The following is a 25,135-nucleotide window of genomic DNA, read 5'->3' as shown; positions in this document are numbered from 1 at the left end:
GTTAACCTCTCTCCGTGAGCCAGTTACCGGTGCCCGGTCGGGACACCGTGTACGTGTGGGTCGGCGGGGACGCCGGCGGTCGGCCGGCCCCCGCCGGGCGGCTGCTGCGCCGGGCCGCCGCCGCGCTGCTCGGCCGCCCCGAGGCGGAGTTCGTGGTGGGTCGCCGGCCGGACGGAGGGCCGTCGGTCCGCTCGTCGTCCGCCGGGGACGGCGGTTCCGGGCCGGTCGAGGTGCCGGCCAGCGTGAGCCGCACCGACGGGGTCGTGGTGGTCGCCGTACGGGCGGGCGGGCCGGTCGGCGTGGACGCCGAGTGGTGCCGGCCGCTGCCCGCGCTGGGCCTCGCCGGCCGCTGGTACGACCCCGCCGAGGCGGCCTGGCTCGCCGGCCGGCTCCCGTGCGGACGGGAGCGGGACTTCCTGCGGTTGTGGACCGCGAAGGAGGCCGTCGGGAAGGCGCTCGGCACCGGGCTGCGCGACGGTGGCCTGCGCCGGCGCATGCCCGCCCCCGACGGTGCCGGGCCGCTGCTGCGGCCGGTGCCGGGAATCCCCACCGTCCGGGTCGGTCATCCGTGCGCCGGCACCGGCCTCGTGCTGGCGGTCGCGGCCGCCGGCGTGCAGGGTCCGGTGGAGGTCGTCGTCGAGGAGACGGTCGGGCGGGACGGGCAGGTCGTCGGGGCGGTGCAGCGGGCCGGTCACGGCGTCGCCGCCGTCCGCAGCGCGTCCGTCGACCGGACCAGCTTGCCGGTGGTGGTGCGCGGCAGCTGATCGAGCAGGCGCAGGGTACGCGGGCGCTTGTAGCCGGCCAGCCGCTCGGCGAGCAGCTTGTCCAGCACCTCCTCCGACAGCGGCCCGTCCGGTTGCACGTACGCGGTGATGCCGTCGTCCCAGACCACCACGGCGGCGGCGACACCGGGCAGGTCGGCGACGGCTGCCTCCACCTCGGTCAGGTCGACCTTCATGCCGCCGACGGAGACCTGCGAGTCGAGCCGGCCCCGCACGGTGACCAGGCCGGTGTCGGCGTCGACGGTGCCGGCGTCCCGGGTGTGCAGCCACCCGTCGGACCAGCGGCTGTGGTCGGTGAGCCCGACGTACGGGGACGCGGGGCAGCTCACCCACAGCTCGCCGGCCACCTCGCGCACCTCGATGCCGGGGGCCGGCGCGATCGACGGCCGGTGCCGCCCGTACAGGTCGGTGCCGATGACGCCGACCTCGGTCATCCCGTACATGTTGCCCAGCGGCACGCCGAACCGGTCGGTGAAGGCGCGGGCGACGGCCGCCGGCACCAGTTCCCCGCCGGTGGTCATCCGCTTGAACTGCGGCAGTGGGCGGTCCGGCCGGGTGGAGGCGACCAGTCCGATGTGGAACGGCACGCCGAGCACGGTGGCCGGGGTGTCGTCGGCGGCGATCGCGGCGAGCACGGCGTCGCCGCTGAGCCGCTCCGGCGGGACCAGTTCGACGCCCGCGTGCAGCCCGTAGAGCAGGCCGCCGACGAGTCCGAGCACGTGGACCATCGACGGGAGCAGGATGATCCGCTCGCCGGGCAGCGCCACCCCGTCGATGCGGGTGTACCGGTGCACCTCGGCGACCAGGTCGGCGGCGGTGCGGCCGATCACCTTGGACGGGCCGGTGGAGCCGGAGCTGAGCTGGATCACCGCGTGCCCGCTGACCGCCGGGCGGTCGGCGTACGGGGTGACGCCCTCGGTGACGTCGACGAAGACCCGCAGCGCGCCCCCGCCGGTGCGGACCGGCGCCACGACCACCTGCGGGGTGAGCCGCTCCAGCGCGCGGCCCACTTCGTGGTCGGTGAGCCGGTGGTCGAGCAGGATCGCCTGGGCCCCGCTGCGCCACGCGGCGAGCAGGTTCACCACGTACGCCAGCGACGGCGGCATCCGCAGCGCGGCGGCGCCACCGGGACGCAGCCCGGCAGCGGCGAGGCGGCCCTGCGCCTCGGTGACGAGCCGACGCAGCGCGCCCCGGTCGACGGGGTCGGGCAGACGTAGACAAACGTCGGTCGGCCGACCGGTGAACAGAATGTCATCGACCCATCCAGGGTCTGTCGCCTTAGGATCGTCGGTCGAGGGGTCCACGCTCACTGCCGTTCACCGCCCAGCACAAAATTGGGCATCTCTGCCCAAAGGAAGCGATCGTCGGGGTGCTGCGGCAGACCCTACGGCAGGCCTCAGATCCATTGCTAGATGCAAATGGCTAGATCAGAAAGGGCGGGCGGCCGGATTGCCGACAGCCACTTCGCGGGGCAGGATCGGGCGCGTACGCCCGCACAGCGTAACCAACGGATGACACCTCGTGCGTACGGCGTGCCCGGCCAACCGGATGGCCGATGGCGCCGGGCGGATGCCGAGCAGCCGGCCGGCGCCGCGGGACGGGACGTGGTCGCAGGGTCAGGCGGAGGCCAGGGTGGGAGTCTGGGCGTGGATGTGGAAGCGCAGCGAACGGGCGTCGGTGAAGCACTCCCGCATCGGGCGCACCAGGTCCCGGTGCTCGGGGCTGCGTTCCCACGCCTCGAAGTCCGCGAGGCTCACCCACTCGCTGGTGATCAGCCACTGCTCCGGGTCGGTCGCCGACCGGCAGACCTGGTCGACCAGGTGCCCCGGCACCCCGCCGGCGACCAGGTGCCGCACCGCCTCGTACGCGGCCAGGAACGCCGCCGTCCGCTCCTGCGGCACCCGCACCAGGAAGACCACCCGCGCCCGACGCTCGCCGTGCTCGCTCATGCGTCCCCCTCCGTCGGCGCGCCCAGCACAGGGCCAGCGCCGTTCCCCTCCGTCGGCGCGGCCCCGCGCAGGACCAGCGCGCTGTTGAATCCGTCGAAGCCGCGCGCGCAGACCAGCGCGACCCGGCTGCGGGGCCGCCGGCGCGCCCGCAGGAAGTCCAGCTCGCAGCCCGGCGCCACGTCGTCCGGCCCGGCGGACGCCGGCAGCGTGTCGTGGGCGAAGGCGAGCAGCGCGGTCGCCACGTCCAGCGCCGCCCCACCCTGGTGGGCCCGCCCGGTCAGCGGCTTGGCCGTCGTGACCGGGGGCGGCCGGTCGGCGAAGACCGCGCGCAGGGCGGCCGCCTCGCTGCGGTCGTACCGGGCGACGCCGAGCGCGTCGGGCAGCACCACGTCCACCGCGTCGGCGCCGACACCCGCCCGGTCCAGGGCCAGTCGCATCGCCCGGGCGTACTGCGCCGGGTCACCGGCGCTGTCCGGTCCGGTGTGGACGGCGTCGTGGGTGGCGCCCCACCCGGTCACCTCGCCGTAGACCCGGGCGCCGCGCGCCAGCGCGTGCCCCAGCTCCTCCACCACGAAGACCGCGCCGCCCTCGGCCGGCAGGTAGCCGCTCGCCGCGGCGTCGAACGGCCGGTAGGCCCGCTCCGGGTCCGCGACGTCGCTCAGCATCCCGGACGCCAGCTGGCAGGCGAGGGCGTACGGGCTCAGCGGACACTCGGTCGCGCCGGCGATCACCACCGGGGTGCCCCGGCGGACCGCCCGGGCGGCGTGCGCCAGGCTGTCCAGCCCGCCCGCGGTCTCGGCGACCAGCACCCCGCACGGTCCCTTGAACTGGTGGTGGATGGAGAGCTGGCCGACGCTCGCCGCGTAGAACCAGGCGATCGACTGGTACGCCCCGACCGTGCGGGTGGGCCCGCCCCACAGCCGTTGCAGCTCCCGCTGCCCGAACAGGTTCCCGCCCGACGAGCTGGCCAGGGTGACCGCGTAGCCGTACGGGTCGGGGGCCCGGTCGGGCAGCCCGGCGTCGGCCAGGGCGAGCCGGGTCGCCGCGAAACCCAGGTGGGTCCACCGGTCGGTCTGGACGAGCCGGCGGTTGTCGGCGTACGCGGCGGCGTCGAACCCGGGCACCTCCCCGCCGCACCGGGTCGGGTAGCCGGTCGGGTCGAACAGCGTGATCGGGCCGGTGCGGCGGGTGCCGGCGAGCACCGTTCGCCAGTGCGCGTCGGCGCCGATCCCGCTGGGCGCGACCACGCCGATCCCGGTCACCACCGCCCGCGCGGTCACCGTGGCACCCGGCGGAACACCATGGCCGACTGGAAGCCGCCGAACCCGCTGCCCACCGACAGCGCCACGTCGACCGGCAGCTCGCGGGCCTCGTTGGGGACGTAGTCCAGGTCGCACTCGGGGTCGCGGGTGGCCCAGTTCGCCGTCGGCGGCACCACGCCGAACTCGATCGCGAGGGCGCACGCGGCCATCTCGATCGAGCCGATCGCCCCGAGCGAGTGCCCGACCATCGACTTGATCGAGCTGACCGGCACCCGGTACGCGTCCTCACCGAGCGCCCGCTTGAACGCGGCGGTCTCGTGCCGGTCGTTCTGCCGGGTGCCGGAGCCGTGCGCGCTGATGTAGGACACCTGGTCGGGGCGGACGCGGCCCTGCTTGAGGGCGGCGGTGATGGCCAGCCCCATCTCCAGCCCGTCGGGGCGCAGGCCGGTCATGTGGTAGCCGTTGCTGCGGCTGGCGTACCCGGCCACCTCGCAGTAGACGTGCGCACCGCGCCGCCGGGCGTGCTCCGCCTCCTCGACGACCAGCACCGCGGCGCCCTCGGCGAGGACGAAGCCGTGCCGGTCGGCGTCGAACGGGCGGGAGGCGTGGGCCGGGTCGTCGTTGTCCGGGCTGGTCGCCTGGATCGCGTCGAAGGAGGCGACGGTGACCGGGGAGATCGGTGAGTCGGCGGCGCCCGCGAGCACCAGGTCGGCCTCACCGTCGGCGATGAGCTGGTGGGCGTACCCGATGGCGTCGATGCCGGACGTGCAGCCGGTGGAGACCACCTGGGCGGGGCCGTGCAGGCCGTGCCGGCACGCCACGTCGGCGGCGAGGCTGCTCGGCACCAGCGCCTGGTAGAGGTACGGGCCGCCGCGGGCCGCGTCGACCAGCCAGCGCCGTCCGCCGTCGCTGACCGTGACGTACTCCTGTTCCAGCGCCATCGTGCCGCCCACCGCCGTGCCGAGCACCACGCCGGTGCGGTCGCGCTGCGCGTCGGTCAGGTCGAGGCCCGCGTCGGCGACGGCTTCGGCGGCGCAGGCGAGCGCGAACTGCACGTACCGGTCGGCGCGGCGGCGCTCGGCCTCGGTGAGGCCGGCGGCCACCGGGTCGAAGTCGCACTCGGCGGCGATCTGGGAGCGGAACGGCGACGGGTCGAAGAACGTGATCCGCCGGGTCGCGGTACGCCCCTCGGTGATCGCCTTCCAGAACCGGTCCCGGCTGGCGCCGCCGGGGGCGACCACCCCGACACCGGTCACCACCGAGCGGCGCCCGGTCACGACCCGCCCCGCTGCGCGACCAGCTCGGTGTCGACGTGACCGAGTTCCGGGCGGGGGGCGAGGGGACCCAGGTGGAAGACGACCTCGGCGTCCTCGGTGCCGGTGTTGCGCAGCCGGTGCCGGACGTTGACCGGGACGAACAGGGCCTCGCCGGCGGCCAGCGGCACCGCCTCGTCGTCGAGGTCGACGGTGACGGCGCCGCGCGCCACGTACAGGAACTCCTCGCTGTAGGGGTGGTAGTGCTCGGCGACGCGCTCACCGGGGCGCAGCGTGACGACGCCCATGAAGCCGGAGGTGCTGCCGACGGTACGGGGGCCGAGCAGCACCCGCAGCTCCCCACCGCGGCGGGTGTCGGCGGGCACGTCGGCGGCGGCGACCAGTCCCTGGACCTGCTCACTCATCGTGGCCCCCCGCGATCCGCTCGACCTTCTCCTTGATGACCGCGAGCTGCACCGCGCTGTTGGCGTTGATCCGGTCGGTCATCTCGGCGTTGCCGACCGGCGCGGTGGGCTTCATCGCGAAGTCCTGCACCCACGTCATCCGGGTGCCGCCCGGCTCCTCGGTGTAGCGCCAGTGGATCCGCATGTACTCGAACGGGCCCGGCTCGACCCGGTGCGCCCGCACCTCGCGGGTGACCGGGTCGGCGGTGCGTTCGCTGACCCAGCTCCACGCGATGCCGTTCTCGTCCGGGTGCATCGTGAGCCGGAACCGCACGGTGTCCCCGTCGCGGTGCAGGATGTCGGCCACCGCGTACTCGGTGAACAGCCGCGGCCAGCCGGCCACGTCGTTGGTGACGTCCCAGACCAGCGGCAGCGGCGCGGCGATGAGGATGCTGTTCTCGGTGTGGCCGGGTGGCTCGGCGCGCCGCGCGACCAGGTCCGCCACGGCGGCGATGCTGAGCTGGCCGGTCTGCTCGGGGATCCGCACCTGCCAGCGGTCGGCCACCACGGCGGACAGTTCGAGCAGGGCGAGCGAGTCCATGCCCAGCTCCTCCAGGGAGGCGGCCGGGGCGCGGGCGGCGGCCTCGGCGTCGAGCCCGCAGTGCGTCACCAGGATGTGGGTGATGTCGTCGGTGAGCGGGCGGCCGTGGGTGACGGTCATGGGTTCCTCCTCGGTGCGACGGGCGGGACGGCGAGCAGCTGGTCGACCAGGCCGGTGCAGTAGCGCCCCTTGCGGAAGCCGGCGTGGTCGAGCACGCGGCGGACGAACGGGATGGTGGTGCGGACTCCGGGGCCGGCGACGTCGAACTCGTCGAGCGCGCGTTCCAGCCGGTTCAGCGCCAGTTCCCGGTCCGGCGCCCAGACGGCCACCTTCGCCAGCAGCGAGTCGTAGTGGGGGCCGACGAGGTAGCCGGGGCGTCCGTGGGTGTCGACCCGGGTGAACGGCCCGCCCGGTGGTACGAATCGCTCCAGCCGGCCCGGGGTCGGCGCGAAGTCCCGGTCCGGGTCCTCGACGTTGACCCGGCACTCGATCGCGACGCCGTTCGGGCGGATGTCCTCCTGCCGCCAGCGCAGCGGGACGCCGGCGGCCACGTGCAACTGCTCGTGCACCAGGTCGATGCCGGTGATCATCTCGGTGACCGGGTGCTCGACCTGGATCCGGCAGTTGATCTCCAGGAAGTGGAAGCGTTCCTCCGCGTCGACGAGGAACTCCACGGTGCCGGCGCCGGTGAAGCCGACGTCCAGCGCGCCGCGCAGGGCGCAGTCGGCGATCGCGTCCAGGGTGCCGGCCGACAGCGACGGGGCCGGCGCCTCCTCGACGAGCTTCTGGTGGCGGCGCTGCACCGAGCAGTCCCGGGTGCCCAGGTGCACCCCGTTGCCGTGGGCGTCGCAGAGCACCTGCACCTCCACGTGCCGGGCGCCGGTGAGGTAACGCTCGACGTACACCCGGTCGTCGCCGAAGGCGACCTGGGCGGCGGCGCGGGTCCGCGCGTACGCCCGGGGCAGGTCGGCGGGGGTGTGCACGACGGTCATCCCGCGCCCGCCCCCACCGGCGGCCGCCTTGACGATCACCGGGTAGCCGACCTCGGCGGCCACCCGTGCGGCGTCGGCGGCGGTCGGCGCCGGCGCCACGCTGCCCGGCGGCAGAGGCAGCCCGGCCCGCCGCATCAGCGCCCGGGCCGACGACTTGTCGGCCAGCGCGGACATCACGTGCGGGGGCGGGCCGACGAACGTCAGCCCGTTGTCGGCGCAGATCTCGGCGAAGTCGGCGTCCTCGGAGAGGAACCCGTACCCGGGGTGCACGGCCTGCGCGCCGACCAGGCGGGCGGCCTCGACGATCGCGGCGGCGTTGAGGTAGCTGCGCCGGCTCGCGGCCGGTCCGATCCGGACGGCCTCGTCGGCGAGGCGCACCGCGGCCGAGTCGGCGTCCGCCGTGGAGTAGACGACCGCGGTCCGGATGCCCAGCTCACGGCAGGCGCGCAGGACCCGCAGGGCGATCTCGCCCCGGTTGGCGATGAGCACCTTCCCGAACATCGCCACCACCTCAGGCCGGGTCCAGCGCGAGCAGCGGCTGGTCGTACTCGACCGGTTGACCGTCGACGGCGATGATCTCGGCCACCCGCCCGGCCCGGTCCGCGGTCACCTCGTTCATGAGCTTCATCGCCTCGACGATCCCGACGACCTGGCCCGGGTGGACCCGGTCGCCGACGGCGACGAACGGCGCCGCGCCGGGCTCCGGCGCACGGTAGAAGGTGCCGACGATGGGCGAGCGCACCGCGTGCCGGGCCGGCCCGGCAGCCGGGGACGCCGGCGGTACGGTCGCCGACACCTCGACCGTGGGCGGCAGCGACGCCGGGGGCGGCCGGACGCTCTCCGCCGGCGGGTGCCACTCCACCTCCAGCACCGTGTCGCCGCTGCGCAGCATGACCCGCCGCACCGACCCGTCCAGGTCGGCCACGAGCTCCCGGACGTGCCGGCGCAGCGCGGCCACCGCGCCGGCCGGGGCCGTGTCGACCGCGGCCGTGTCGACCGCGGCCGTGGTGCCCGTCGGGGCCGCGGCGGCGGTGCCGGCGGCGACCGGGCCGGCCGGGGGTCCGCCGGCGGAGGGGGCGCCGGTGCCAGCCGTGACCCTGGTGCCAGAGGGCCGGCCGGCACCGGCGGGTCCGTCGCCCGCGCCGCCGTTCGTCGCGGGCACGCCGACCGGCGCCGTCCCGGCGGTCACCGGGCACCCACCCGGGTGCCGAGGCGCGCGGCACCGAAGCGGCGGAACCGCTGCCGGCGCCGGCGGACCAGGGTGGCGGTGGGCACCTCCAGCAGCGGCAGCAGGTGCGCCAGCACCGCCTCCCGCACCGCCCGCACGGCCGCCGACGGATCCTGGTGCGCGGCCGGCGCCGGCTCGGCCACCAGGGCGTCGACCACGCCGAGGCGGCGCAGGTCCGCACTGGTCAGCCGCAACGCCCGGGCGGCCTGCGGCGCCGCGGACCGGTCCGGCCAGAGGATCGCGGCGCAGCCCTCGGGGCTGATCACCGAGTAGACGGCGTGTTCCAGCATCAGCACCCGGTCGGCGACCGCCAGGGCCAGGGCGCCGCCGCTGCCGCCCTCGCCGGTGACGACGGCGACGACGGGCGTGGGGAGCGTGGTGAGGGTGAGGATGTTCTCCGCGATCGCGGCCGCCTGGCCCTGCTCCTCGGCGCCCACCCCCGGGTCGGCGCCCGGGGTGTCGACGAGGGTGACCACGGGCAGGCCCCACCGGGCGGCGAGGCGCATCAGCCGCAGCGCCTTCCGGTGCCCGGCCGGGCTGGCCATCCCGAAGTTGCGGGCCATCAGCTCGGCCGTGGTGTGTCCCTTCTGGTGGCCGATCACCATGACCGGCCGGCCGCCGAGGTGGGCGGGGCCGCCGACGATCGCCGGGCAGTCCGCGCCCAACCGGTCGCCGTGCAGCTCGACGAAGCCGTCGAACGCCGACTCCAGGTAGTCCAGGGTGGTCGGCCGGCCCGGATGCCGCGCCAGCCGGACCGTCTCCCAGGCGTCCCGTTCGCCGCCGTGGGGCACGCCGGCCGGTGTCGCGTCGACCGGTGGGCGTTCCGGCCGGGGTACGCGGCGACGTGCCCCGCGCTGCTCGCCCCCACCGGTGGTGGCGAGCAGCGCCGCGAGCCGGCCGCGCAGGGCGTGCCGGGGCACCACCATGTCCACCTGGCCGTGCCGCAGCAAAAACTCGGCGGTCTGGAAACCGTCGGGCAGGTCCCGGCCGGTGACCTGGCGGATCACCCGGGGGCCGGCGAAGCCCATCCGGGCGCCGCTCTCGGCGATGACCACGTCGGTGTTGGTGGCGAAGGAGGCGGCGACCCCGCCGTACGTCGGGTCGGTGAGGACGCTGACGCTGGGCACACCGGCCTCCCGCAGCGCCGCGATGGCCTGGCTGACGGTGGCCATCTGCATCAGCGACAGGACGCCCTCCTGCATCCGGGCGCCACCGGAGGCGGTGACGAGGACCAGGGGGACCCGCTCGGCGACGGCCCGTTCGGCGGTCCGGGTGATCAGCTCCCCGACCGCGCAACCCAGGCTGCCGCCGAGGAACCGGAAGTCCATCACCGCCAGCGCGCACGGGTGGCCACCGACGGCGCCGGTGCCGCAGACGACCGCCTCGGCCAGCCCGGTGCCGGCCCGCGCCGCGGCGAGGCGGCGCGGGTACGGCAGGACGTCGACGAAGCCGATCGGGTCCACCGCGGCGGCGCGGTCCGGCAGGGCGGCGAACGACCCCGGATCGACCAGCTGCGCCAGCCGTACGGGCGCGTCGAGCCGGGCGTGCGTGCCGCACTCGGGGCAGACGTCCAGATTGCGCCGCAGCCGCTTGCGGTAGAGCAGGCTGGCGCAGCCGGCGCAGCGCGACCAGAGCTGCTCGTCGCCGGGCGCCGTGGCGGTCACGATCCCGCCCCGGGGGCGTCGAACCGGTAGAAGCAGCGGGCCATCGCGTCGCGCGGTTCCCGCCACGTCGGCAGGTACGGCGAGACGTACGGGCGCAGCCGGTCGCTCACCCGGGCGAACTCGGGGTGGCCCCGGGCCGCCGCCACCGCGCCCTCCCCCGGCAGTTCCGTCTCGAGCAGGTGCACGTACAGGTCGTGCAGCCGGTACAGCGACCGGTGCCGGACCCCGGCCAGGCGGGGCAGCTCGGTCGCGTCGGACTCGGCGAAGATCTCCGCGACGCGCGCCTCGGCGGTCGGGTCGACCTTCGCGACGATCAACGAACGGTCCATGGATGGGCCTCCCCCCACGGCGTCGGGCGCCGTTCGCGCCGGACGCCGACCGAGCCGGACGACTGGCGTCACCCTGTCCCCATCGGCGTCACCGCCGCGTCACCGTCCGGCGCCAAAGCTCGCGCTTCGGTGACGGTGCGTTGACGCTAGCTGTGCATCCGCTGTGGAGTGATCGCGACCGGAGGCGACTATGCGCAGTTCAGAACGGGTTTCGCAGCTGTCGACACCACGACCAGTCCATTGACTCAGAGTGACCGTGATTGATAATCTTCGTCACGGTCAGCCCGGCGGCCGTGACGCGCGACGCCGCGCCGCGGCACAGCGCCCCGACACCGGGGTATGGGCAGCCGCGCCGGGAACACCAGTCGAGGATTCTCCGACGAGCGTTCCGCAGGGGGTACGCCGTGGCCGTCGATCCGTCCATGCCGACCGCCGGGCGCCGCGCGGCGGCGCCCATCCGGCTGCACCTGCTGGGCGGGTTCCGGCTGCTGCACGGCGACACCCCGGTGGTGGTGCCGCGCGGCCTGCAACGCGTCCTCGCGCTGGTCGGCCTGCGCCCCGGCGCCACCCGCAGCCATCTGGCCGGGTTGCTGTGGCCGGACGCCCCCGAGGAACGCGCCCTGTCGTCCCTGCGCACCGCCCTGTGGCGGCTACGGCAGGACCCCTGCTGCCCGCTGATCACCAGCGGCGACACGGTACGGCTCGACCCGGTGGTCCGGGTCGACGTCGACGCGCTCGTCGGCACCGCCGCCCGGGTCCGCGACGGCGACGACCCGTGCACCGCCGCCGCGCTCGCCGCCGGCCGCCACGACCTGCTCCCCGGCTGGTACGACGACTGGGTGCTGGCCGAACGCGAGCGGCTGCGGCAGCTACGGCTGCACATGCTGGAAGGGCTGGCCGACCACTACCTCGCCGCGGGCCGGCACGGCGAGGCCCTCGAAGCGGCGCTGGAGGCGATGGCCGCCGAGCCGCTGCGCGAGACACCGCACCGCCTGGTGGTGCGCATCCACCTCGCCGAGGGCAACGCGTTCGAAGCCGTGCACGCGTTCTACGTCTACCGGGACCTGCTGCGGCGGGAACTGCGGCTGGAGCCATCCGCCACGATGACCGCCCTGCTCGACGAGACCCTCGGGCCGATCCGGCAGGCCAGCCGGGACACCCCGGTACGCCGGCCGGCGGCCGAGCGGGCGGCGCCCCGCGCCCGCTGACCCGCGTCACCGGGCCGGCGGCCGATGTGACGGGCAGGTGACAGCCGTCCGGGCAGCGTGGACCGCACCACCCGGCCCACCTGGCCGGGCACCACCGGCGGAAGGAAGACCATGAGCCGTCTCGTCATCGTCAGCAGGATCATCCCGGGCGCGGAGGGCCGCGTGGCGCAGATCTTCGCCGAGTCCGACGCGACCGAACTGCCGAGCCTGACCGGGGTGACGCACCGGTCCCTGTACTGCCTGCACGACCTGTGCGTCCACCTGATGGAGACCGCGGACGTCGACCCGGACGCCCTCGCCGGCGCCCGCAACCACCCGCTCTACCGGCAGGTCAACGAGCGGCTCTCCGCGCACACCACCCCGTACCTGCCGACCTGGCGCTCGCCCCGCGACGCGATCGCGGGCTGCTTCTACCGTTGGGACGCCGCGGACGCCGCCGCGCCCCGCGTGGCCGGCTGACCCGGGACGCGCGTCGTGTCCACCAGCGGACCGCACGTCCTGGTCGTCGGCGCCGGCACCGGCGGGTTGTGCCTGGCGCAGGGGTTGCGCCGCGCGGGGATCAGCGTGTCCGTCCACGAGCGGTACCGCACCCGCGGCGAGGGACTGCTCGGCTACCGGGTCGGCATCGGGCCGACCGGCAGCCGGGCGCTACGGGAGTGCCTCCCGCCGGAGCTGTTCCGCACCTACCTCGCGACGTGCGCCCGCTCCCCCCGCTACTTCAACGTCATCACCCAGCGGATGCGGCAGACCGCGTCTTTCCCGCTGCGGCCGGACACCGACCCGGTGAACACCGAACGGTCCGTCGCCCGGATGACGCTGCGCCAGGTCCTGCTCACCGGCCTGGAGGACGTCGTGCACTTCGACAAGGCCCTCACCCGGTACGAGCAGCGCGACGACGGCACCGTCACCGCGTACTTCGCCGACGGCAGCAGCGCCGACGGCGACCTGCTGGTGGCCGCGGACGGCACCCACTCGGCGGTCCGCCGCCAGTACCTGCCGCACGCCGTCACCAGGGACGCCGGCACGATCAACATCGCCACCCGGATCCCGCTGACCGACGAGGTGCGGGCGCTGCTGCCCGAACGCGTCGAGAAGGGCATCTCCCTCATCTTCGGCACCGGCGGCATGATGGGCGTCCTGCACGTCATGGAGTTCCCGTGGGACCGCGACGGCAGGCTCAAGGCGGGGCTCGACCCGGCCGACGCGGCGCTGCTCGACGGGTGGCCGGGGCGGGCCCACGACAGTACCCGGGACAACGTCAACCTGGTCATCTGGAGCACCGCCCGGCGGTTCCCGCCCGACGTCATGCAGCGCCGCGGCGAGGAGCTGACCGGGCTCGCCCTGGACCTCACCCGCAACTGGCACCCGCACCTGCGGCGCCTGCTGGCCAGCGCCGACCCGGACAGCGCCCTGCCGATCAAGGTGGCCACCAGCGAGCCGGTTCCACCGTGGAAGAGCAGCACCGTCACCCTGCTCGGCGACGCCATCCACACCATGACACCCGGCCGCGGGGTCGGCGCGAACACCGCCCTGCGGGACGCCGCGCTGCTCTGCCGGCAGCTACGCCTCGCCGCCGCCGGGGAGAAGACGCTGGTGCAGGCGGTCGCCGACTACGAGGCGGTGATGGTGCCGTACGGGTTCGCGCGGGTGGCCGACTCCCTGAACCGCAGCGGCACCAGCGGCGACGACCGCATGTACAAGCCGGTCGTCGGGCGGCTGGCTCTGCTCGGGGCGCGGGGCTACTTCGGCGTCACCAGCCGCGTGCCCCGGCTGGCCCGCCGGTTCGTCGACGACTTCTACACCTACCGGGGCGAGGAGGACTAACACCCCGCGTCGCGTGCGGACCCCGGTCCGGTACCGGGGTCCGCACGCGTGCGCCCGGCGGCGTCCGCCGCCCCCGGGTCCGGCGACGGTGCGTCGCGTCACCGGCACCCCGCGTACAACCCGTCCCACCAGCGGGGCCAGCCGTCGAGCCGTGCTGTCGTACCGACCCACGCATGTGGCAAGCTGCGGCGAGTTTTTGTCGACTGACTCGCGAATCGATAGGGAGGGTCCGCCGTGGCGTGGTCGGACTGGCTGATACTTGTCGTGGCTCTGGCGGTGGGCGTCGCCGCCGGGTGGGCCGTCTTCAGGCGGCGGGGGGCCGCGCCGGCCCCGTCCACGGTGGACGGTGAGCCGACCACCGCCACGACCGCCGTCGTGCACGAGCCCACGCCCGCCGCCACCGCCGACACCGCACGTCCGGACGCGACCGTCGACCCGGCGCCCACGGCGGTCGCCGATCCCACCGTCGACGTGGCGCCCGACGGACGCGCCGACGACGAGCCCGCGCCGGCCCCGGCGTCCACCGCGGTCGCGGACCCGGTCGGCCACGCCGACATGGCGCTGACCGGTGACCCGGTGCCGGCGCCCGAGCACGTCGCGCCGGCCGCCGACGACACCGCGTCGACCGCGCCCGCCGCCGACGGAGCGGAGGTGGCGGTGGTCGCCCCGCGCCCGGCCCCCGAGGCCGAGGACGACACCCGCGACGACGCCGCGCCGGCCCGCCCGGAAGCGACGGTCGCCGCGGCGGCCGCCGAGGCCACGCCCCGGGAGCCGGTCGCGGAGAAGCCCGCCGAGGTCACGCCCGAACCGGCGGTCGCGACGCCGGAGCCGGCGGCCGTGCCGGCGGCTCGCGGTCCGGTGGCCACCCCGCCGGTCCGGCCGAGGGCCGACGCGGAGGCCGCCGACGACTTCCGGCGCATCCAGGGCATCGGGCCGAAGATGGCCGCCGCGCTGCACGCGGCCGGCATTCGGACGTACGAGCAGCTCGCCGCCCTGGACGAGGCGGCGCTGCGGGAGACCATCCGCGCCGCGGGCCTGCGGGCCGCGCCGGGCCTCGCGACGTGGCCGCAGCAGGCGCGGGTCCTGGCGGGCGCGCCCGACGCGGCGAGCGTCCTGCCCGCCGGCGACGGCGAGGACGCCTGACCGACGGCGGTGCCCGGCGGTCCCGAACGGGACCGCCGGGCATTTCGCCCATATATCGCGTAACGCGGCACAGCTCTCGTTACCGTCGGACGAAGGCGGCCGGCCGGCCGCCGATCCCGGTACACAGGAGCAGCCGTGCAGTCCGCCTCGCCGGGGCCGGACCCGCGCCGGGGCGGCCCGCCGCTACGGCACGACGAGTCGCCGCGCCGCGTGACGCTGCTGGAGCTGTTCTTCGACCTCGTCTACGTGGTCGCGCTCGCCCTCATCTCGCGCGGCCTCGTCGAGGAGCTCGACTGGCACCGGGCCGGCCAGGCGCTGGTCATCCTGGCCGCCGTCTGGTGGACCTGGGCCATCACCACGCTGGTCACCGACATGTACGACCCCGAACGCCCCGAGATCAAACTGCTGATCGCGGCGGTCATGTTCGGCGCGCTGCTGATGACCACCGCCATCCCGGAGGCCTTCGGCGCCCGCGGCCTCGTCTTCGCCGGGACGTACGTCGCCATCCACCTCGGCCGGGGCCTGTTCCTCATGCCGGCCGTCCGCCACGACCGGCAGACCCAGAAGCGGGCCGCCCGCATCTTCATCTGGTTCGCCGTCTCGGCGGTGCCGTGGATCGGGGGCGCCTTCGTCTCCGGCGACGGCCGTCTGTTCCTGTGGGCCGGCGCGCTCGCCATCGACTACCTGGGCTTCCGGCTCGCCTACCCGGTCCCCGGGCTCGGCGCGGTCCCCAGCACCCAGCGCAACGTGACCGCCGAACATCTCGCCGAGCGCTACCAGCAGTTCTTCATCATCGCGCTCGGCGACGCCATCCTGACCATCGGCACGATGTTCAGCCTGGAGCAGCACGAGGTCGACAACATCGCCGCGTTCGGGGTGTCGTTCGCCACCACGCTGCTGTTCTGGCGGATCTACGTGCACAAGTCCGGTGAACTTCTCCCGCTCGCGATCGCCACCTCGCGGGAACCGAACAAATTCCTCCACACCGCCCCGTACACACACCTGCTGATGGTCGCCGGGGTGGTGACCACCGCCGCCGGCTTCGACCTGATCCTGCACGAGCCGGAGGGCCGCACGCCGCCGGCCTGGGCGGCCGTCATCCTGGGCGGTCCGGCGCTCTTCCTGGTCGGCCGCTCGATCTTCGAGTACGAGGTGTTCAGCCGGGTGTCGCTGTCCCGTCCGGCCGGGCTGCTGGCCCTGCTCACCGTCGCGCCGGCGGTGCTGTTCCTGCCGGCGTTGTCCGCGGCGGCGGCCGCCATGCTGGTCCTCGCGGGCGTGGCGATCGCCGACCTCCGGCGCAGTTACGGGCGCCCGCCCGAGGCTCCCGCACCGCCGCACTGACGTCACACCAGCACCGCGGCGTACCCCCGTACCCCCAGCCGGCGGCCCGCCGTGGCGCCCAGCCGCACCTGGAGCCCGAGCGGCGCGGCGGCCCTTCGCACATCGTCGACGTGCAGCGAGCCGTGCCGTTCGACGATGAGCACCGGCGGTTCCTCCGGGTCGCCCTCGGGCGCGTGGAACGACAGCACGGTCACCGACGTCGGCAGGTGCCGGGGGTACGCGGCCCGCGCCGCCGCCTCGTCCGGGTGGGCGAGCACCACCAGGTCGGCCGCGCGCGCGAAGTCGGCGGCGATGCCCGCCGCCTTCCAGTGGGCCGGCTCGTCGCCCGCCCCCGGGCGGTGCCGGGAGCGGTTGGCCGAGGTGACGTGCAGGTGATCGGTGCCGGCCTCGGCTACCGCCCGGCGCAGGAACGCGTTCGACGGGCACCGGGCGCCGGGCGCGATCACCTGCACGGTGCGCAGTCCGCGGTCGTGACACGTCAGGTGGGCCGGCAGGCGGTCGGCGGCCGGGCCTCGGAAACCGAACGGTCCCGCGTCCCAGAGCGCGTCCATCAACTGCCGGACCCGGCCCACCGGCAGGCGGTACGGCAACCGTGACCAGTCGAACAGGGCCGCGACGCCGTCGGCGGGGGCGGTGATGCTGCCGACCTGCTCCGACGGGCGTCCCTTGACGACGTTGGCTCGGCGGACCGTGGCCGCGTCGGGGCGCGTGACCAGGGCGTAGAAGTTCCCGAAGGCGGCCGCGACGACGGCACCGTCGGCCACCGCCCGGGCCGCGGCGGCGACGTCCCCCGGGCGGTCGAGGTGCAGGTGCGGTGTCCACACGTCCATCAGTCCTCCAGCGCCGTGCGTTCGGCGGTGGTCGACGCCCCGGCCGGGCTGGGCGTCGAGGCACCGCGTAGGGCCTGTTCGGATGGCTCACCCGAGCGAGCCGAGGCCCAGCCGGGCATGGTCTCGTGGAACAGGCCCTAGCACGTTCTACGCCGGCCGGTGTGCCGGATGGCCCGCTCGGTCGTCGATCCGATAGCAACCGGTGCCGGCCGGCACCCGCGGGGTGCGGTCGCGCACCCACCCGCGGCTGGTCGCCGGCACCGTTAGCCGGGTAACCCGATTGGGTACAAGGGCTCCACCTCGAAACCACCACATCCCTTCGGAGGCACGCGATGCGTGGAACGTCGATATTCGGAGTCCTGGTCGTCATCTGGCTGCTCATCGGCGCGATCGCCGCCGGTCAGCGCGGCTACTACTCGGGTGACGACACCAACTGCGCCGAGGCCGGCACCATCCTGGTGACCATCGTTGCGGGGCCGCTGAACTACATCGGCGCCAACCCGAAGGTCGACTGCGAGCTGCCCGAGCCGTCCGAGTAGGACACCGAGCCTCCGGGCCCGCGCCGATTCGGCGCGGGCCCGCTCCATGTCCGGCACCGACGGCACCAGGTGGACCGGGCGCGATCGGCGTCGGCGGACCGATTCGTGCTCACCGTCGATCCGGGACAGCGACGACCTGTGGCTCCCGGGGTCACATCGCGTAGTGCTTCCTAGGAGGCTGGGTCATACGGGTTCGCGCCGGGAGACGACGACGTGTCTCCCGGCGCGGATCCCTGATCGTGCCTACCGGAAGCAGTGGGCGACCGGCACCTTGCCCCCCACGCAGTTGGTGGGATTGTTGCCCGAGATCACGGTCTCCCCGTCGACCTTGGCCTGGGTCTTGTCGGCGTGGATGCCGCCGGCCGGCACCCGCGACCGGTTGTCCACGACGGTGCTGCGGTAGAGGGCGAGCCGGCCCATGCTGACCGAGACGCCGCCACCCGTCGATTTCGCCTCGACGGCGTGGTTCCGCGTCACGGCGCTCTCCCGCACCAGCAGGTTCGACTTCACGGCGTGGATGCCGCCGCCGTGGCCGTGGGCGGTGTTGCCCGCCACCACGCTGTCGTCGAGCGGCACCAGCCCCTGGAAGGTGGAGATGCCGCCGCCGTTTCCGGTGGCGGTGTTGTCCCGGACCTCCAGGCCGCGCAAATAGATCAGCGCGTCCGAGTTCGCGATCCCCCCGCCGGTCTGCGCGCTGTTCCCGACGACCTTCGAGTCGGCGACCCGGGTACGGGCCGAGAAGCTCGCCAGTCCGCCGCCCTGCCCCGCCGTGTTGTGGGCGAACGTGCTCGTGCGCACCTCCGCCGCCCCGCGGTAGTTGCCCAGCCCGCCGCCGTACGCCACGGCGCTGTTGTCCTTGAACGTCGACGAGTGAACGGTCAGCACGCCGCCGTTGAGCAGGCCCCCGCCCTTGCCCACGGCACCGGCCGCGTGGTTGTCGATGAACGTGCTGTCCCGCACGACCATGTTGCCGTCGTTGAACAGGGCGCCACCGCCCCCCTCCTTCGAGAAGGACCTGCTGCGCACGACGGTGACCCGCTCGATGACCGCCGACGCCCCGTGCACGACGTGCACCGCGCCGCCCTCGGCGGCGGACCGCCCGTTGACCAGCTCGACGTCGCGCAGCGTCAGCTCCCCGCCGTCGCGCACGGTGAAGAACCGGAACACCTCGGCGTGCGTGGCGCGCTCGATCGTCGCGCCCGCCCCCTCGATGGTCACCGGGTGGTAGATCACCGGCAGCCCCGCCTTGTCGTCGGCCGGGTTGCGCGGCGGCGCCTCGGCGTCGCCCGGGTTCTCCGCCGAGTCCGCCGCCTCCCGCGCGTCGCGGATGCCGCCGTCGTAGTCGTCGGGCTGCTGGAACGCCCCGGTGAGCGTGTACGTGCACTTCGGGGCGAGCCGCAGGGCGCCACCGCCCTCGGCGTTGACCCGCACCAGCGCGCCGATCAGCTTCTTGGTGTCGCATGGAACGGAGACAGCGTCGCGACCGCGGCCGGGGCCGTCCCCCTCCCGCGCGCCCTGCTCGTCCCGGCCGTCCCCGTGGCGGCCGGTCCCGTCCCGGCCCGTCGCCTCCCCGCCGACCGGCTCGCGGCCCGCCCCGTCGCGGCCGCCCTCCTCGTGGGCCCGCTCGTTGCGGACGGTCGACGCGTTCCCGCCGGAGTGCGGCAGGTCCTCGGCCCCGACCGGACCGGCCATGCCGACGAGGCCCGCAGCGCCGGCGACGAGGCTGCCGGCCACCAGCCCACCGGCGAGGAGCCTCCGGGACCGCCGCCGGGACCGCGATGGTCGGCGGCTGTCGTGATACGTGGACATCGAGCTTTCCTGCCTCTCCCTCGTGCCTGACACGGCCGTCCCGATCCGGGCGGCGGGGTGTCGACCACGCGGTCGGCACCGAACGTCACGGTACGGGCAGGAAACGGGCAGAGCGGCGTGTAGGTGAATGAATCACCCATTCGCCTTCATGTTGCGTTCACGGGCAGATACCGGGCAACAGCACCGTCCGGCGTGGGCGGAGGAGGCCGTCAGGCGCCGGCGAGCAGCCGGACCAGCGCATCCGGATCGGTCACCGTCACCGTCAACCCCGGATGCCGCGGCCAGCCGCCCGGCAACAGGGCGGGCACCGGCTCGGCGAAGCGGACGCAGACACCGGCGACCGTGCTGCTGCCGAAGGTGACACCGGCATCGGCGAACGACAGGTGGGGCCCGATCGCCCGCCACCAGCGGTACGGCCCGGCCCGTTCGGCGCCGGTCACGTTCCGCCGTGAGGTCCGCAGCCGCCACGGGCCGAACCGCACGGCCAGTTCGTCGTCGTCCACCTGCAGCCAGGCCGTCGCCGGCCGGACGCCGAGCAGCGCCAGCGCCGGGCGGAACCGCCGGTCGAAGCGGAACGGGAAGCGGTGGACCGGGCCCGTCACGTGCGGCCGTCCCGGCCGGTGCGGCGGCTGTCCCCGGGCCGGGCGGGACGCGGTCGGACGGCGGGTCGGGGTCGGGGTCGGGCGGCGGGCCGCCGGTCCGGGCAGGTCATGGCGCGCACGTACCCGGTGCGGGCCGGCCGACACCCCCCGGGCCGGCCGGCCCACCGAGCCGCTCCCCCACGAGCGGCCGCACCGGGCCCCGTCACCACCGGCCGTTCCCCCGTCGAACGGCCGGGCCCCGTCGTGACCGGGCCTGCCCCACCGGGACGGCTCGGTCCCCCCGCGCTCGCGGCCACCGCCCCGTCCCGCCGGGCCGGACCGGTCGCAAGCCGGACCGCACACCGGCCGCTCCCCCTCGGGCGGCCGGATCGCGTCGCCCCCGCCGTGCCGGCGGGCGGGACGCGTCCCCGCGCTCCGCGCCGCCGCGGAGCGCGGGGACCCCCCGTCCCGGCTACTGCAGGAACGCCCCGAGGGGCGACAGCAGCAACCGACCGAGCAGGGCGGCGTTGTCGTCCAGCCGCGCCCGCTCGCACTCGTGGGCGGTCGGATCGTGCCGGCACCGCCAGATCTTCTGCGCGTTACGCCAGGCGACGTCGCGGGTGTACTCGACCAGTTCGCCCTGGTACCAGTCGTCGATGTCGCCGTTGAGCATGTCGATCATCAACTGCCACTGGTCCAGGTAACCGCGACGCAGGCCGGGGATCTTGTCCGCGAAGATCTCGTTGATCTTCAGGTAGTCGCGGTGCTGGTCGGTGCCGTCCATCGGCTCCGACTCCAGGCTGTCGAACGTCGTCACCAGGGCGAACGGCAGGTCGTAGTTGATGTGCGCGTTGACCCCCGCGGCGGCCGACGGCAGCGGCCGGGCGTCCGGGCCGCGCATGCGCTCGAACAGGCACGACCACGCCTTCGGGCAGTTCGGGCTGGAGTCGGTCCAGAAGCGCAGCGCGTCGAAGTAACGCGCGGCGAACTCGACGTCCAGCCGGGACAGGAAGACCGGGTCGGCGAACCAGTCGTCGTAGAGACCGTTCAGCACGCTCTCGGTGATGACCAGGTAGAGCTTGTTGAAGTCCGCGAGGGGGCAGCTCTCCTCCAGCGGAGGGAGCCGGACCAGCAGGTCCTGCAACTTCGTGAGGTGGTCCACGACGGCCGGAACATCCGCGGGACGATCGGCGAGCAGGTCGACGATGTCCCGGTGAACGGGCCCCCAAACCGGTTCGGTCATCTCTCCTCCACCTGCTCCCCCCAAGGTCACCTGTCCTGGTGACGGTGCACAGCCTTGCAGCCGACGGCGGTCGGCCGGATCAGTAGAACGACGTATACGTACGTGCGCGCGGAGGGCCGGCGTCCTAGACGAGTGATTCCGACTGGATCAGTGGTCGTACGCGGTCAGGGAGCGTTTGACGTCGGCGTTTATGCGCCAGTTGTGCCAGATCGCGGCGGTCATGGCCAGGAGCCGTTGGGCGACGCGGGCGTACACCCCGGCCGGTGTACGACCGCCGTGTCCTTCCAGGTTGAGCTGACCTTTCAGGGTCTGGTTGACCGACTCGATCCACTGCCGGACCCCGGCGAGGTTGCCGAAACGGCGCCGTTCGTCCTTGCGGTCCGGCCTGGCCAGTAGCACCTCGACCTGCTCGGCGCAGTAGCGTTCGATCGCCCTGCCAGCCAGGCCCTTGTCGGCCAGCACGACCATGCCCGGTGCCAGAGCGCCCAGTTCGCGTGCGTAGTCGAGCAGGTCCTCGGCGATCTCGCGTTCGCCGATCTTCGGGTCGGCCAGGCACCACGCCAGCGGGAGCCCTTCGGCGGTGGTCAACAGGTACAGCTTCAGGCCCCAGTACCAGCGCGAGTGCGACGCGCAGTAGCCGTAGCCGGCGATCTCGGCCAGCGCGGAGCGCTGCACGGTGGACCGAGAGGTGCCGCACGGCACCGGGGTGGCGTCCAGCAGTCGCAGCTGGTCGCCGATGGTGGGGCACAGCCCGGCCAGGTACATCGTGGTTCGGCAGATCAGCGGCGCGGCGGCCTTGACCCGCTTGTGGTAGCCGGGCTGTTTGGGCAGGTAGGGAAACAGATGCCCGAGACGGCCGTAGCAGATCCGCAGCCAGTGGTGCTCGGAGCGGGCGCCCAGCAGCACCTGAGCCACGGCCAGGCAGACCAGTTCGGCCTCGGAAAGTCGCTTCGGCCGGCCCGGGCCTTTGCGGCCGGGCGGGATGACGTGGTCGTCGATAAGCACGTACAGTGCGGTCAAGAGGGTGTCGAGGTCTGTCTTCACAAACGACCATCGATGCCCTCTCTACTTGCGCTGGTCAACCTGCCACGCCGCTCAACCCAGAGTTGGGAATCACTCGTCTAGGCGGGGCGGTTGCGCAGGAAGATCGCGCTCGCCTGGACCCGGGTGCGGACGTGCAGCTTGTCGAAGATGTGCGACACGTGCACCCCGATGGTCCGCTCGCTGATGAACAGCCGCTGGCCGATCTCCTTGTTGGTCAGCCCCTCGGCCACCGCCGAGAGCACCTCCCGCTCCCGGGCGGTGAGCACCGCCAGCTCGTCCCCGTCGCACGACGCGGCGGCCGACACGCCGGACGCGGTGTCCCGTTCCTCCAGCGACACTCGCGCCCGCCCGGCCAGGGTCCGGATCTCCGAGGTCAACGGGACCGCGCCCAACCCCTGCGCCACCTGGTACGCCGCCCGCAGCAGCTTTCCGGCGGTGGCGCTGCGGCTGCGCCGGGCGAGCAGCGCCTCGGCCTGACGCAGCCGCGAGTACGCCGCCGGGTACGGATGGTTGCGCCGGTCCCACTCGGCGACCGAGCGCGCCCACAGCTCCGGGTCACTCCCGTCGAGCCGGCTCACCTCGGCGGCGCACAGGGCCAGGAAGGCGTCCACGACGTTGCGGACCGCCGGTGGGGCCGAGGCGCTCTTGCGGGCCACCCGCTCGGCGGCCTCGCGCAGTCGCCGTACCGCCGTCGGGTCGACGTCGACCGTGCGACTGGCGTGCGCCTCCGCCTCGGCGCGCAGGCCGTGCCAGACCAGCGCGGCGAGGATGGTCACGTCGTCGGAGCGGCTCTCGGTCAGGCCGCGCTGCACCGCCTGCCGGGCCAGGTCGTGCCGGCCCTGCCACATCGCCAGCCCGGCGCGCAGGGTGAGCAGCGGGATCACGTGCCGGGCGCCGCCGCCGGCGAGCACCGTGGCCACCGCGTCCAGATCCCGGTCGGCGGCCTCGATGTCGCCGTACCCGACGGAGAGCCGGCAGCGGGCCAGCAGCAACTCGACGGCGTCGGCGCCGGACGGCCGGTGGCGCAGCGCCGCCGCCACCACCTTCTCCGCCTCGGCCCACTGGCCGACCCGGAACAGGCCGTTGGTGGCGATGGCGAGCAGGCGCGTCTCGTACGTGCGGCCCAGCCCCAGCTCGGCGACCCGCTCGGCGCCCCGCCGGGCCACCACGACGCCCTCCTCGAGGACGTTCAGCGGACCGGTGAGCAGCTCGGCCAGGTGCAGGTACGCGCACGCCACGTCCTCCGGGCGGCCGGCCCGCTCGGCGGTCTCCAGCGCCCGCCGGACGGCGGCCAGGCCGGAGTCCGGGTCCTCCAGGTACGCCTCCGAGAAGCCGAGCGCCGCGCTGGCGAGGACGACCTCCGACGTGGAGCCCTCCACCGCCGCGGACAGCTCCAGCGCCTCCCGGGCGCGACGGCCGGCGTCGGCGTACCGCCCGAGGTGCAGCAGCAGCTCGGCCAGGTGCGCGGCCGCGGTGGCCCGCTCACCCGGCGTGCAGTCAGGGTTGTCCAGGGCCCGCTGGTACTCCGCCTCGGCCAGCGCCGACCGGCCGGCCGCCGCCAGGTAGCGGGCCCGGCGGATGTGCAGCGCGCACGCCGGCCGGTCGGCGTCGGAGGCGGCCAGCTCCTCCAGCAGGGCCAGGGCCCGGGCGTGCTCGCCGCAGTGGTGCGCCGCCTCCGCGGCCCGTTCCAGCAGGGTGACCCGGTCCACGGCCGCCCCGGCGGCGGGCGGGTCGGCCAGCTGCAGGGCGGCCGACCAGTGCCGGTGTGCCTCGGCGTAGCCGTGCAGCCGCTCGGCCTCCTCGGCGGCCGCCACCGCGGCCGGCAGGGCCCGGGCGGGCTCGCCGGCCAACCGCCAGTGGTGCGCCAGCCGGGCCTGGTGCAGCTCGTCCGGCGCGGCGGTCAGCGCCTCGGCGTACCGCCGGTGCAGGGCGGCCCGCTCCGCGGGCAGCAGCTCGTGTTCCAGAACCTCGGCGACCAGCCGGTGCCGCAGCCGGTAGCCGTCGTCGGCGCCGACCAGCAGCCGGTGCGCGACCGCCGCCCGGACCGCCTCGATCAGCTCGTCCTCCGGCAGGCGCACCACCTTGGCGAGCAGCCAGTGCTCCACCGGCTCGACACCGGCCGCCACCGCGTGCACGACCGAGTGCGCGTGCTGCGGCAGCGCGTCCACCCGGGACAGGAAGATCTCGCGCACGTTGTCGGAGAGGCCGTCCCGGCCGTCGCGCAGGTCGCGGGCCAGTTCCTCCACCACGAACGGGTTGCCGCCGCTGCGCTGCCAGACCAGGTCGGCGGCGTCGGGCGTCAGGGGCCGGCCGACGACCGCCGCGGCGAGCTGGTCGGTGGCGGCCCGGTCCAGCGGGGCCAGGTCGATCACCTGCACCGTCCGCAGGCGACGCAGCTCGGTGAGCACCCGGCGCAGCGGGTGGGCGCCCTGCAGCGACTCCGCCCGGACGGCCGCCAGCACCGACACCTGCAGGTCGCCCAGGCCGGCCAGCAGGTAGAGCAGGAGCTGCCGGGTGCTCCGGTCGACCCACTGCAGGTCGTCGAGGACGAGCACGAGCGGCCGCCCCTCGGCGATCAGGTGCAGGCCCCGCGAGACCCGCTCCAGCAGCGCCCCGGCGCTGTCCGACCCGGCGGTCTCCTCGGCGAACATCCCGAGCAGCCCGCGCACCGCGGACGCCGTGCGGGCGTGCGAGGCGGTCAACTCGGCGTCGAAGCGGCGCAGGGCCTGGAGCAGCGGATGCAGCGGTGAGGCATCGCCGATGTCCAGGCAGGCGCCGGTGAGCACGAGGGCGCCCGCGTCCCGCAGCCCGGCGCCCACCTCGCGCAGCAGCCGGCTCTTGCCCACCCCGCTCTCACCGGAGAGGAAGACCGCCGCGGTGTGCCCCTGGGCGACGGCCCCGAGCAGCGCGGACCGTACCGCCTTGACCAGGTCGGCCCGGCCGACGAGCGGTGCACCGTCCACATCGCTGGCCATGGCACGCAGCCTAGTCACAGGTCCCCGGACCGTTCTACAGGCCTTTCGGTCCTCTCGTACTCATCGGGTCGACATTGCGACCAAAGGTTGCGGCCGGCGGACATACGTCGTTCTGCCGATCCCCGGTCGGCCCA

The 25,135-nt window shown here is 74.8% G+C and carries 23 protein-coding genes; 7 read left to right on the top strand and 16 right to left on the bottom strand.

Features of this window, described 5'->3' with window-relative positions; translation table 11 throughout:
• Positions 1-14 precede the first annotated feature (14 nt).
• A complete protein-coding gene (locus tag GKC29_RS17745) occupies positions 15-764 on the top strand; it encodes a 4'-phosphopantetheinyl transferase superfamily protein (RefSeq protein WP_155331898.1) in 750 nt (249 codons plus the stop codon).
• On the opposite strand, the gene GKC29_RS17740 is transcribed toward GKC29_RS17745, so the two are convergent.
• The 10 genes from GKC29_RS17740 to GKC29_RS17695 all read right to left on the bottom strand — a co-directional run bounded on the left by GKC29_RS17740 (position 692) and on the right by GKC29_RS17695 (position 10,464).
• Positions 692-2,092 carry a class I adenylate-forming enzyme family protein gene (locus GKC29_RS17740; protein ID WP_155331897.1) on the bottom strand — a complete coding sequence of 467 codons (1,401 nt, stop codon included), beginning with the start codon at positions 2,090-2,092 and terminating at the stop codon, positions 692-694. The two genes, GKC29_RS17745 and GKC29_RS17740, sit on opposite strands and share 73 nt — an antisense overlap.
• A gap of 306 nt (positions 2,093-2,398) precedes the next feature.
• Positions 2,399-2,731 carry an antibiotic biosynthesis monooxygenase gene (locus GKC29_RS17735; protein ID WP_155331896.1) on the bottom strand — a complete coding sequence of 111 codons (333 nt, stop codon included), beginning with the start codon at positions 2,729-2,731 and terminating at the stop codon, positions 2,399-2,401.
• Positions 2,728-4,011: a beta-ketoacyl synthase N-terminal-like domain-containing protein gene (locus GKC29_RS17730; protein ID WP_155331895.1), complete on the bottom strand. Its 1,284-nt coding sequence runs from the start codon at positions 4,009-4,011 to the stop codon at positions 2,728-2,730. Before GKC29_RS17730 ends, GKC29_RS17735 begins: the two co-directional genes overlap by 4 nt.
• Positions 4,008-5,270 (bottom strand): beta-ketoacyl synthase, encoded by a 1,263-nt coding sequence (locus GKC29_RS17725; protein ID WP_155331894.1) that lies wholly within the window; start codon positions 5,268-5,270, stop codon positions 4,008-4,010. Before GKC29_RS17725 ends, GKC29_RS17730 begins: the two co-directional genes overlap by 4 nt.
• Positions 5,267-5,671, bottom strand: coding sequence for a cupin domain-containing protein (locus tag GKC29_RS17720; RefSeq protein ID WP_155331893.1), 405 nt, complete (start codon positions 5,669-5,671; stop codon positions 5,267-5,269). Before GKC29_RS17720 ends, GKC29_RS17725 begins: the two co-directional genes overlap by 4 nt.
• Positions 5,664-6,371 carry an SRPBCC family protein gene (locus tag GKC29_RS17715; protein WP_155331892.1) on the bottom strand — a complete coding sequence of 236 codons (708 nt, stop codon included), beginning with the start codon at positions 6,369-6,371 and terminating at the stop codon, positions 5,664-5,666. Before GKC29_RS17715 ends, GKC29_RS17720 begins: the two co-directional genes overlap by 8 nt.
• Positions 6,368-7,744, bottom strand: a complete 1,377-nt coding sequence (locus tag GKC29_RS17710; RefSeq protein WP_155331891.1) for an acetyl/propionyl/methylcrotonyl-CoA carboxylase subunit alpha — start codon at positions 7,742-7,744, stop codon at positions 6,368-6,370. Before GKC29_RS17710 ends, GKC29_RS17715 begins: the two co-directional genes overlap by 4 nt.
• Before the next feature lie 10 nt (positions 7,745-7,754).
• Positions 7,755-8,432 carry an acetyl-CoA carboxylase biotin carboxyl carrier protein gene (gene accB / locus GKC29_RS30020; RefSeq protein ID WP_230688674.1) on the bottom strand — a complete coding sequence of 226 codons (678 nt, stop codon included), beginning with the start codon at positions 8,430-8,432 and terminating at the stop codon, positions 7,755-7,757.
• The gene (locus tag GKC29_RS17700) at positions 8,429-10,135 is read right to left on the bottom strand and encodes an acetyl-CoA carboxylase carboxyltransferase subunit alpha (protein ID WP_155331890.1); all 1,707 of its coding nucleotides are present in this window, start codon (positions 10,133-10,135) and stop codon (positions 8,429-8,431) included. The genes accB and GKC29_RS17700 overlap by 4 nt, the downstream gene beginning before the upstream one ends.
• A complete protein-coding gene (locus GKC29_RS17695; protein ID WP_155331889.1) occupies positions 10,132-10,464 on the bottom strand; it encodes a TcmI family type II polyketide cyclase in 333 nt (110 codons plus the stop codon). Before GKC29_RS17695 ends, GKC29_RS17700 begins: the two co-directional genes overlap by 4 nt.
• Positions 10,465-10,868: 404 nt before the next feature.
• On the opposite strand from GKC29_RS17695, the gene GKC29_RS17690 reads away from it, so the two are divergent.
• From GKC29_RS17690 to GKC29_RS17670, 5 genes are all read left to right on the top strand, one after another.
• A complete protein-coding gene (locus GKC29_RS17690; protein WP_155331888.1) occupies positions 10,869-11,672 on the top strand; it encodes a BTAD domain-containing putative transcriptional regulator in 804 nt (267 codons plus the stop codon).
• Positions 11,673-11,783: 111 nt separating this feature from the next.
• Positions 11,784-12,131 (top strand): TcmI family type II polyketide cyclase, encoded by a 348-nt coding sequence (locus GKC29_RS17685; protein ID WP_155331887.1) that lies wholly within the window; start codon positions 11,784-11,786, stop codon positions 12,129-12,131.
• Positions 12,132-12,146: 15 nt separating this feature from the next.
• Entirely contained in the window at positions 12,147-13,496 is a 1,350-nt protein-coding gene (locus GKC29_RS17680) for an NAD(P)/FAD-dependent oxidoreductase (RefSeq protein WP_155331886.1), read from the top strand.
• A gap of 375 nt (positions 13,497-13,871) precedes the next feature.
• Positions 13,872-14,639, top strand: a complete 768-nt coding sequence (locus GKC29_RS17675) for a helix-hairpin-helix domain-containing protein (RefSeq protein ID WP_370463363.1) — start codon at positions 13,872-13,874, stop codon at positions 14,637-14,639.
• A gap of 135 nt (positions 14,640-14,774) precedes the next feature.
• Complete coding sequence (locus GKC29_RS17670; protein WP_155331884.1) at positions 14,775-15,980, top strand: low temperature requirement protein A; 1,206 nt, start codon at positions 14,775-14,777, stop codon at positions 15,978-15,980.
• Between the two features lie 2 nt (positions 15,981-15,982).
• On the opposite strand, the gene GKC29_RS17665 is transcribed toward GKC29_RS17670, so the two are convergent.
• Positions 15,983-16,810: a hypothetical protein gene (locus GKC29_RS17665; RefSeq protein WP_155331883.1), complete on the bottom strand. Its 828-nt coding sequence runs from the start codon at positions 16,808-16,810 to the stop codon at positions 15,983-15,985.
• Positions 16,811-17,142: 332 nt separating this feature from the next.
• On the opposite strand from GKC29_RS17665, the gene GKC29_RS17660 reads away from it, so the two are divergent.
• Positions 17,143-17,349 carry a hypothetical protein gene (locus tag GKC29_RS17660; protein ID WP_155331882.1) on the top strand — a complete coding sequence of 69 codons (207 nt, stop codon included), beginning with the start codon at positions 17,143-17,145 and terminating at the stop codon, positions 17,347-17,349.
• Between the two features lie 243 nt (positions 17,350-17,592).
• Here the strand turns inward: GKC29_RS17660 and GKC29_RS17655 are convergent, their stop codons facing one another.
• From GKC29_RS17655 to GKC29_RS17635, 5 genes are all read right to left on the bottom strand, one after another.
• Positions 17,593-19,158: a hypothetical protein gene (locus GKC29_RS17655; RefSeq protein WP_155331881.1), complete on the bottom strand. Its 1,566-nt coding sequence runs from the start codon at positions 19,156-19,158 to the stop codon at positions 17,593-17,595.
• Between the two features lie 209 nt (positions 19,159-19,367).
• On the bottom strand, positions 19,368-19,760 hold the full coding sequence (locus GKC29_RS17650) for a hypothetical protein (protein WP_155331880.1): 393 nt from the start codon (positions 19,758-19,760) through the stop codon (positions 19,368-19,370).
• A 451-nt stretch (positions 19,761-20,211) separates the two neighbouring features.
• Positions 20,212-20,982 (bottom strand): DUF5995 family protein, encoded by a 771-nt coding sequence (locus GKC29_RS17645; protein WP_155331879.1) that lies wholly within the window; start codon positions 20,980-20,982, stop codon positions 20,212-20,214.
• 147 nt (positions 20,983-21,129) lie between these two features.
• The gene (locus GKC29_RS17640) at positions 21,130-22,026 is read right to left on the bottom strand and encodes an IS982 family transposase (RefSeq protein WP_155331462.1); all 897 of its coding nucleotides are present in this window, start codon (positions 22,024-22,026) and stop codon (positions 21,130-21,132) included.
• 77 nt (positions 22,027-22,103) lie between these two features.
• A complete protein-coding gene (locus GKC29_RS17635; RefSeq protein WP_155331878.1) occupies positions 22,104-25,001 on the bottom strand; it encodes a helix-turn-helix transcriptional regulator in 2,898 nt (965 codons plus the stop codon).
• Between the last annotated feature and the right edge of the window lie 134 nt (positions 25,002-25,135).

This window comes from Micromonospora sp. WMMC415, from assembly GCF_009707425.1.
In the GTDB taxonomy this organism is placed as follows: domain Bacteria; phylum Actinomycetota; class Actinomycetes; order Mycobacteriales; family Micromonosporaceae; genus Micromonospora.
This window is presented reverse-complemented; position numbering and strand designations above follow the sequence as displayed.

Coding starts and splice junctions, on each gene's coding strand:
- GKC29_RS17735 (WP_155331896.1), bottom strand. CDS start 2,731: ATGAGCGAGCACGGCGAGCGTCGGGCGCGGGTGGTCTTCCTGGTGCGG.
- GKC29_RS17720 (WP_155331893.1), bottom strand. CDS start 5,671: ATGAGTGAGCAGGTCCAGGGACTGGTCGCCGCCGCCGACGTGCCCGCC.
- GKC29_RS17715 (WP_155331892.1), bottom strand. CDS start 6,371: ATGACCGTCACCCACGGCCGCCCGCTCACCGACGACATCACCCACATC.
- GKC29_RS17710 (WP_155331891.1), bottom strand. CDS start 7,744: ATGTTCGGGAAGGTGCTCATCGCCAACCGGGGCGAGATCGCCCTGCGG.
- GKC29_RS17695 (WP_155331889.1), bottom strand. CDS start 10,464: ATGGACCGTTCGTTGATCGTCGCGAAGGTCGACCCGACCGCCGAGGCG.
- GKC29_RS17685 (WP_155331887.1), top strand. CDS start 11,784: ATGAGCCGTCTCGTCATCGTCAGCAGGATCATCCCGGGCGCGGAGGGC.
- GKC29_RS17665 (WP_155331883.1), bottom strand. CDS start 16,810: ATGGACGTGTGGACACCGCACCTGCACCTCGACCGCCCGGGGGACGTC.
- GKC29_RS17660 (WP_155331882.1), top strand. CDS start 17,143: ATGCGTGGAACGTCGATATTCGGAGTCCTGGTCGTCATCTGGCTGCTC.
- GKC29_RS17655 (WP_155331881.1), bottom strand. CDS start 19,158: ATGTCCACGTATCACGACAGCCGCCGACCATCGCGGTCCCGGCGGCGG.
- GKC29_RS17645 (WP_155331879.1), bottom strand. CDS start 20,982: ATGACCGAACCGGTTTGGGGGCCCGTTCACCGGGACATCGTCGACCTG.
- GKC29_RS17635 (WP_155331878.1), bottom strand. CDS start 25,001: ATGGCCAGCGATGTGGACGGTGCACCGCTCGTCGGCCGGGCCGACCTG.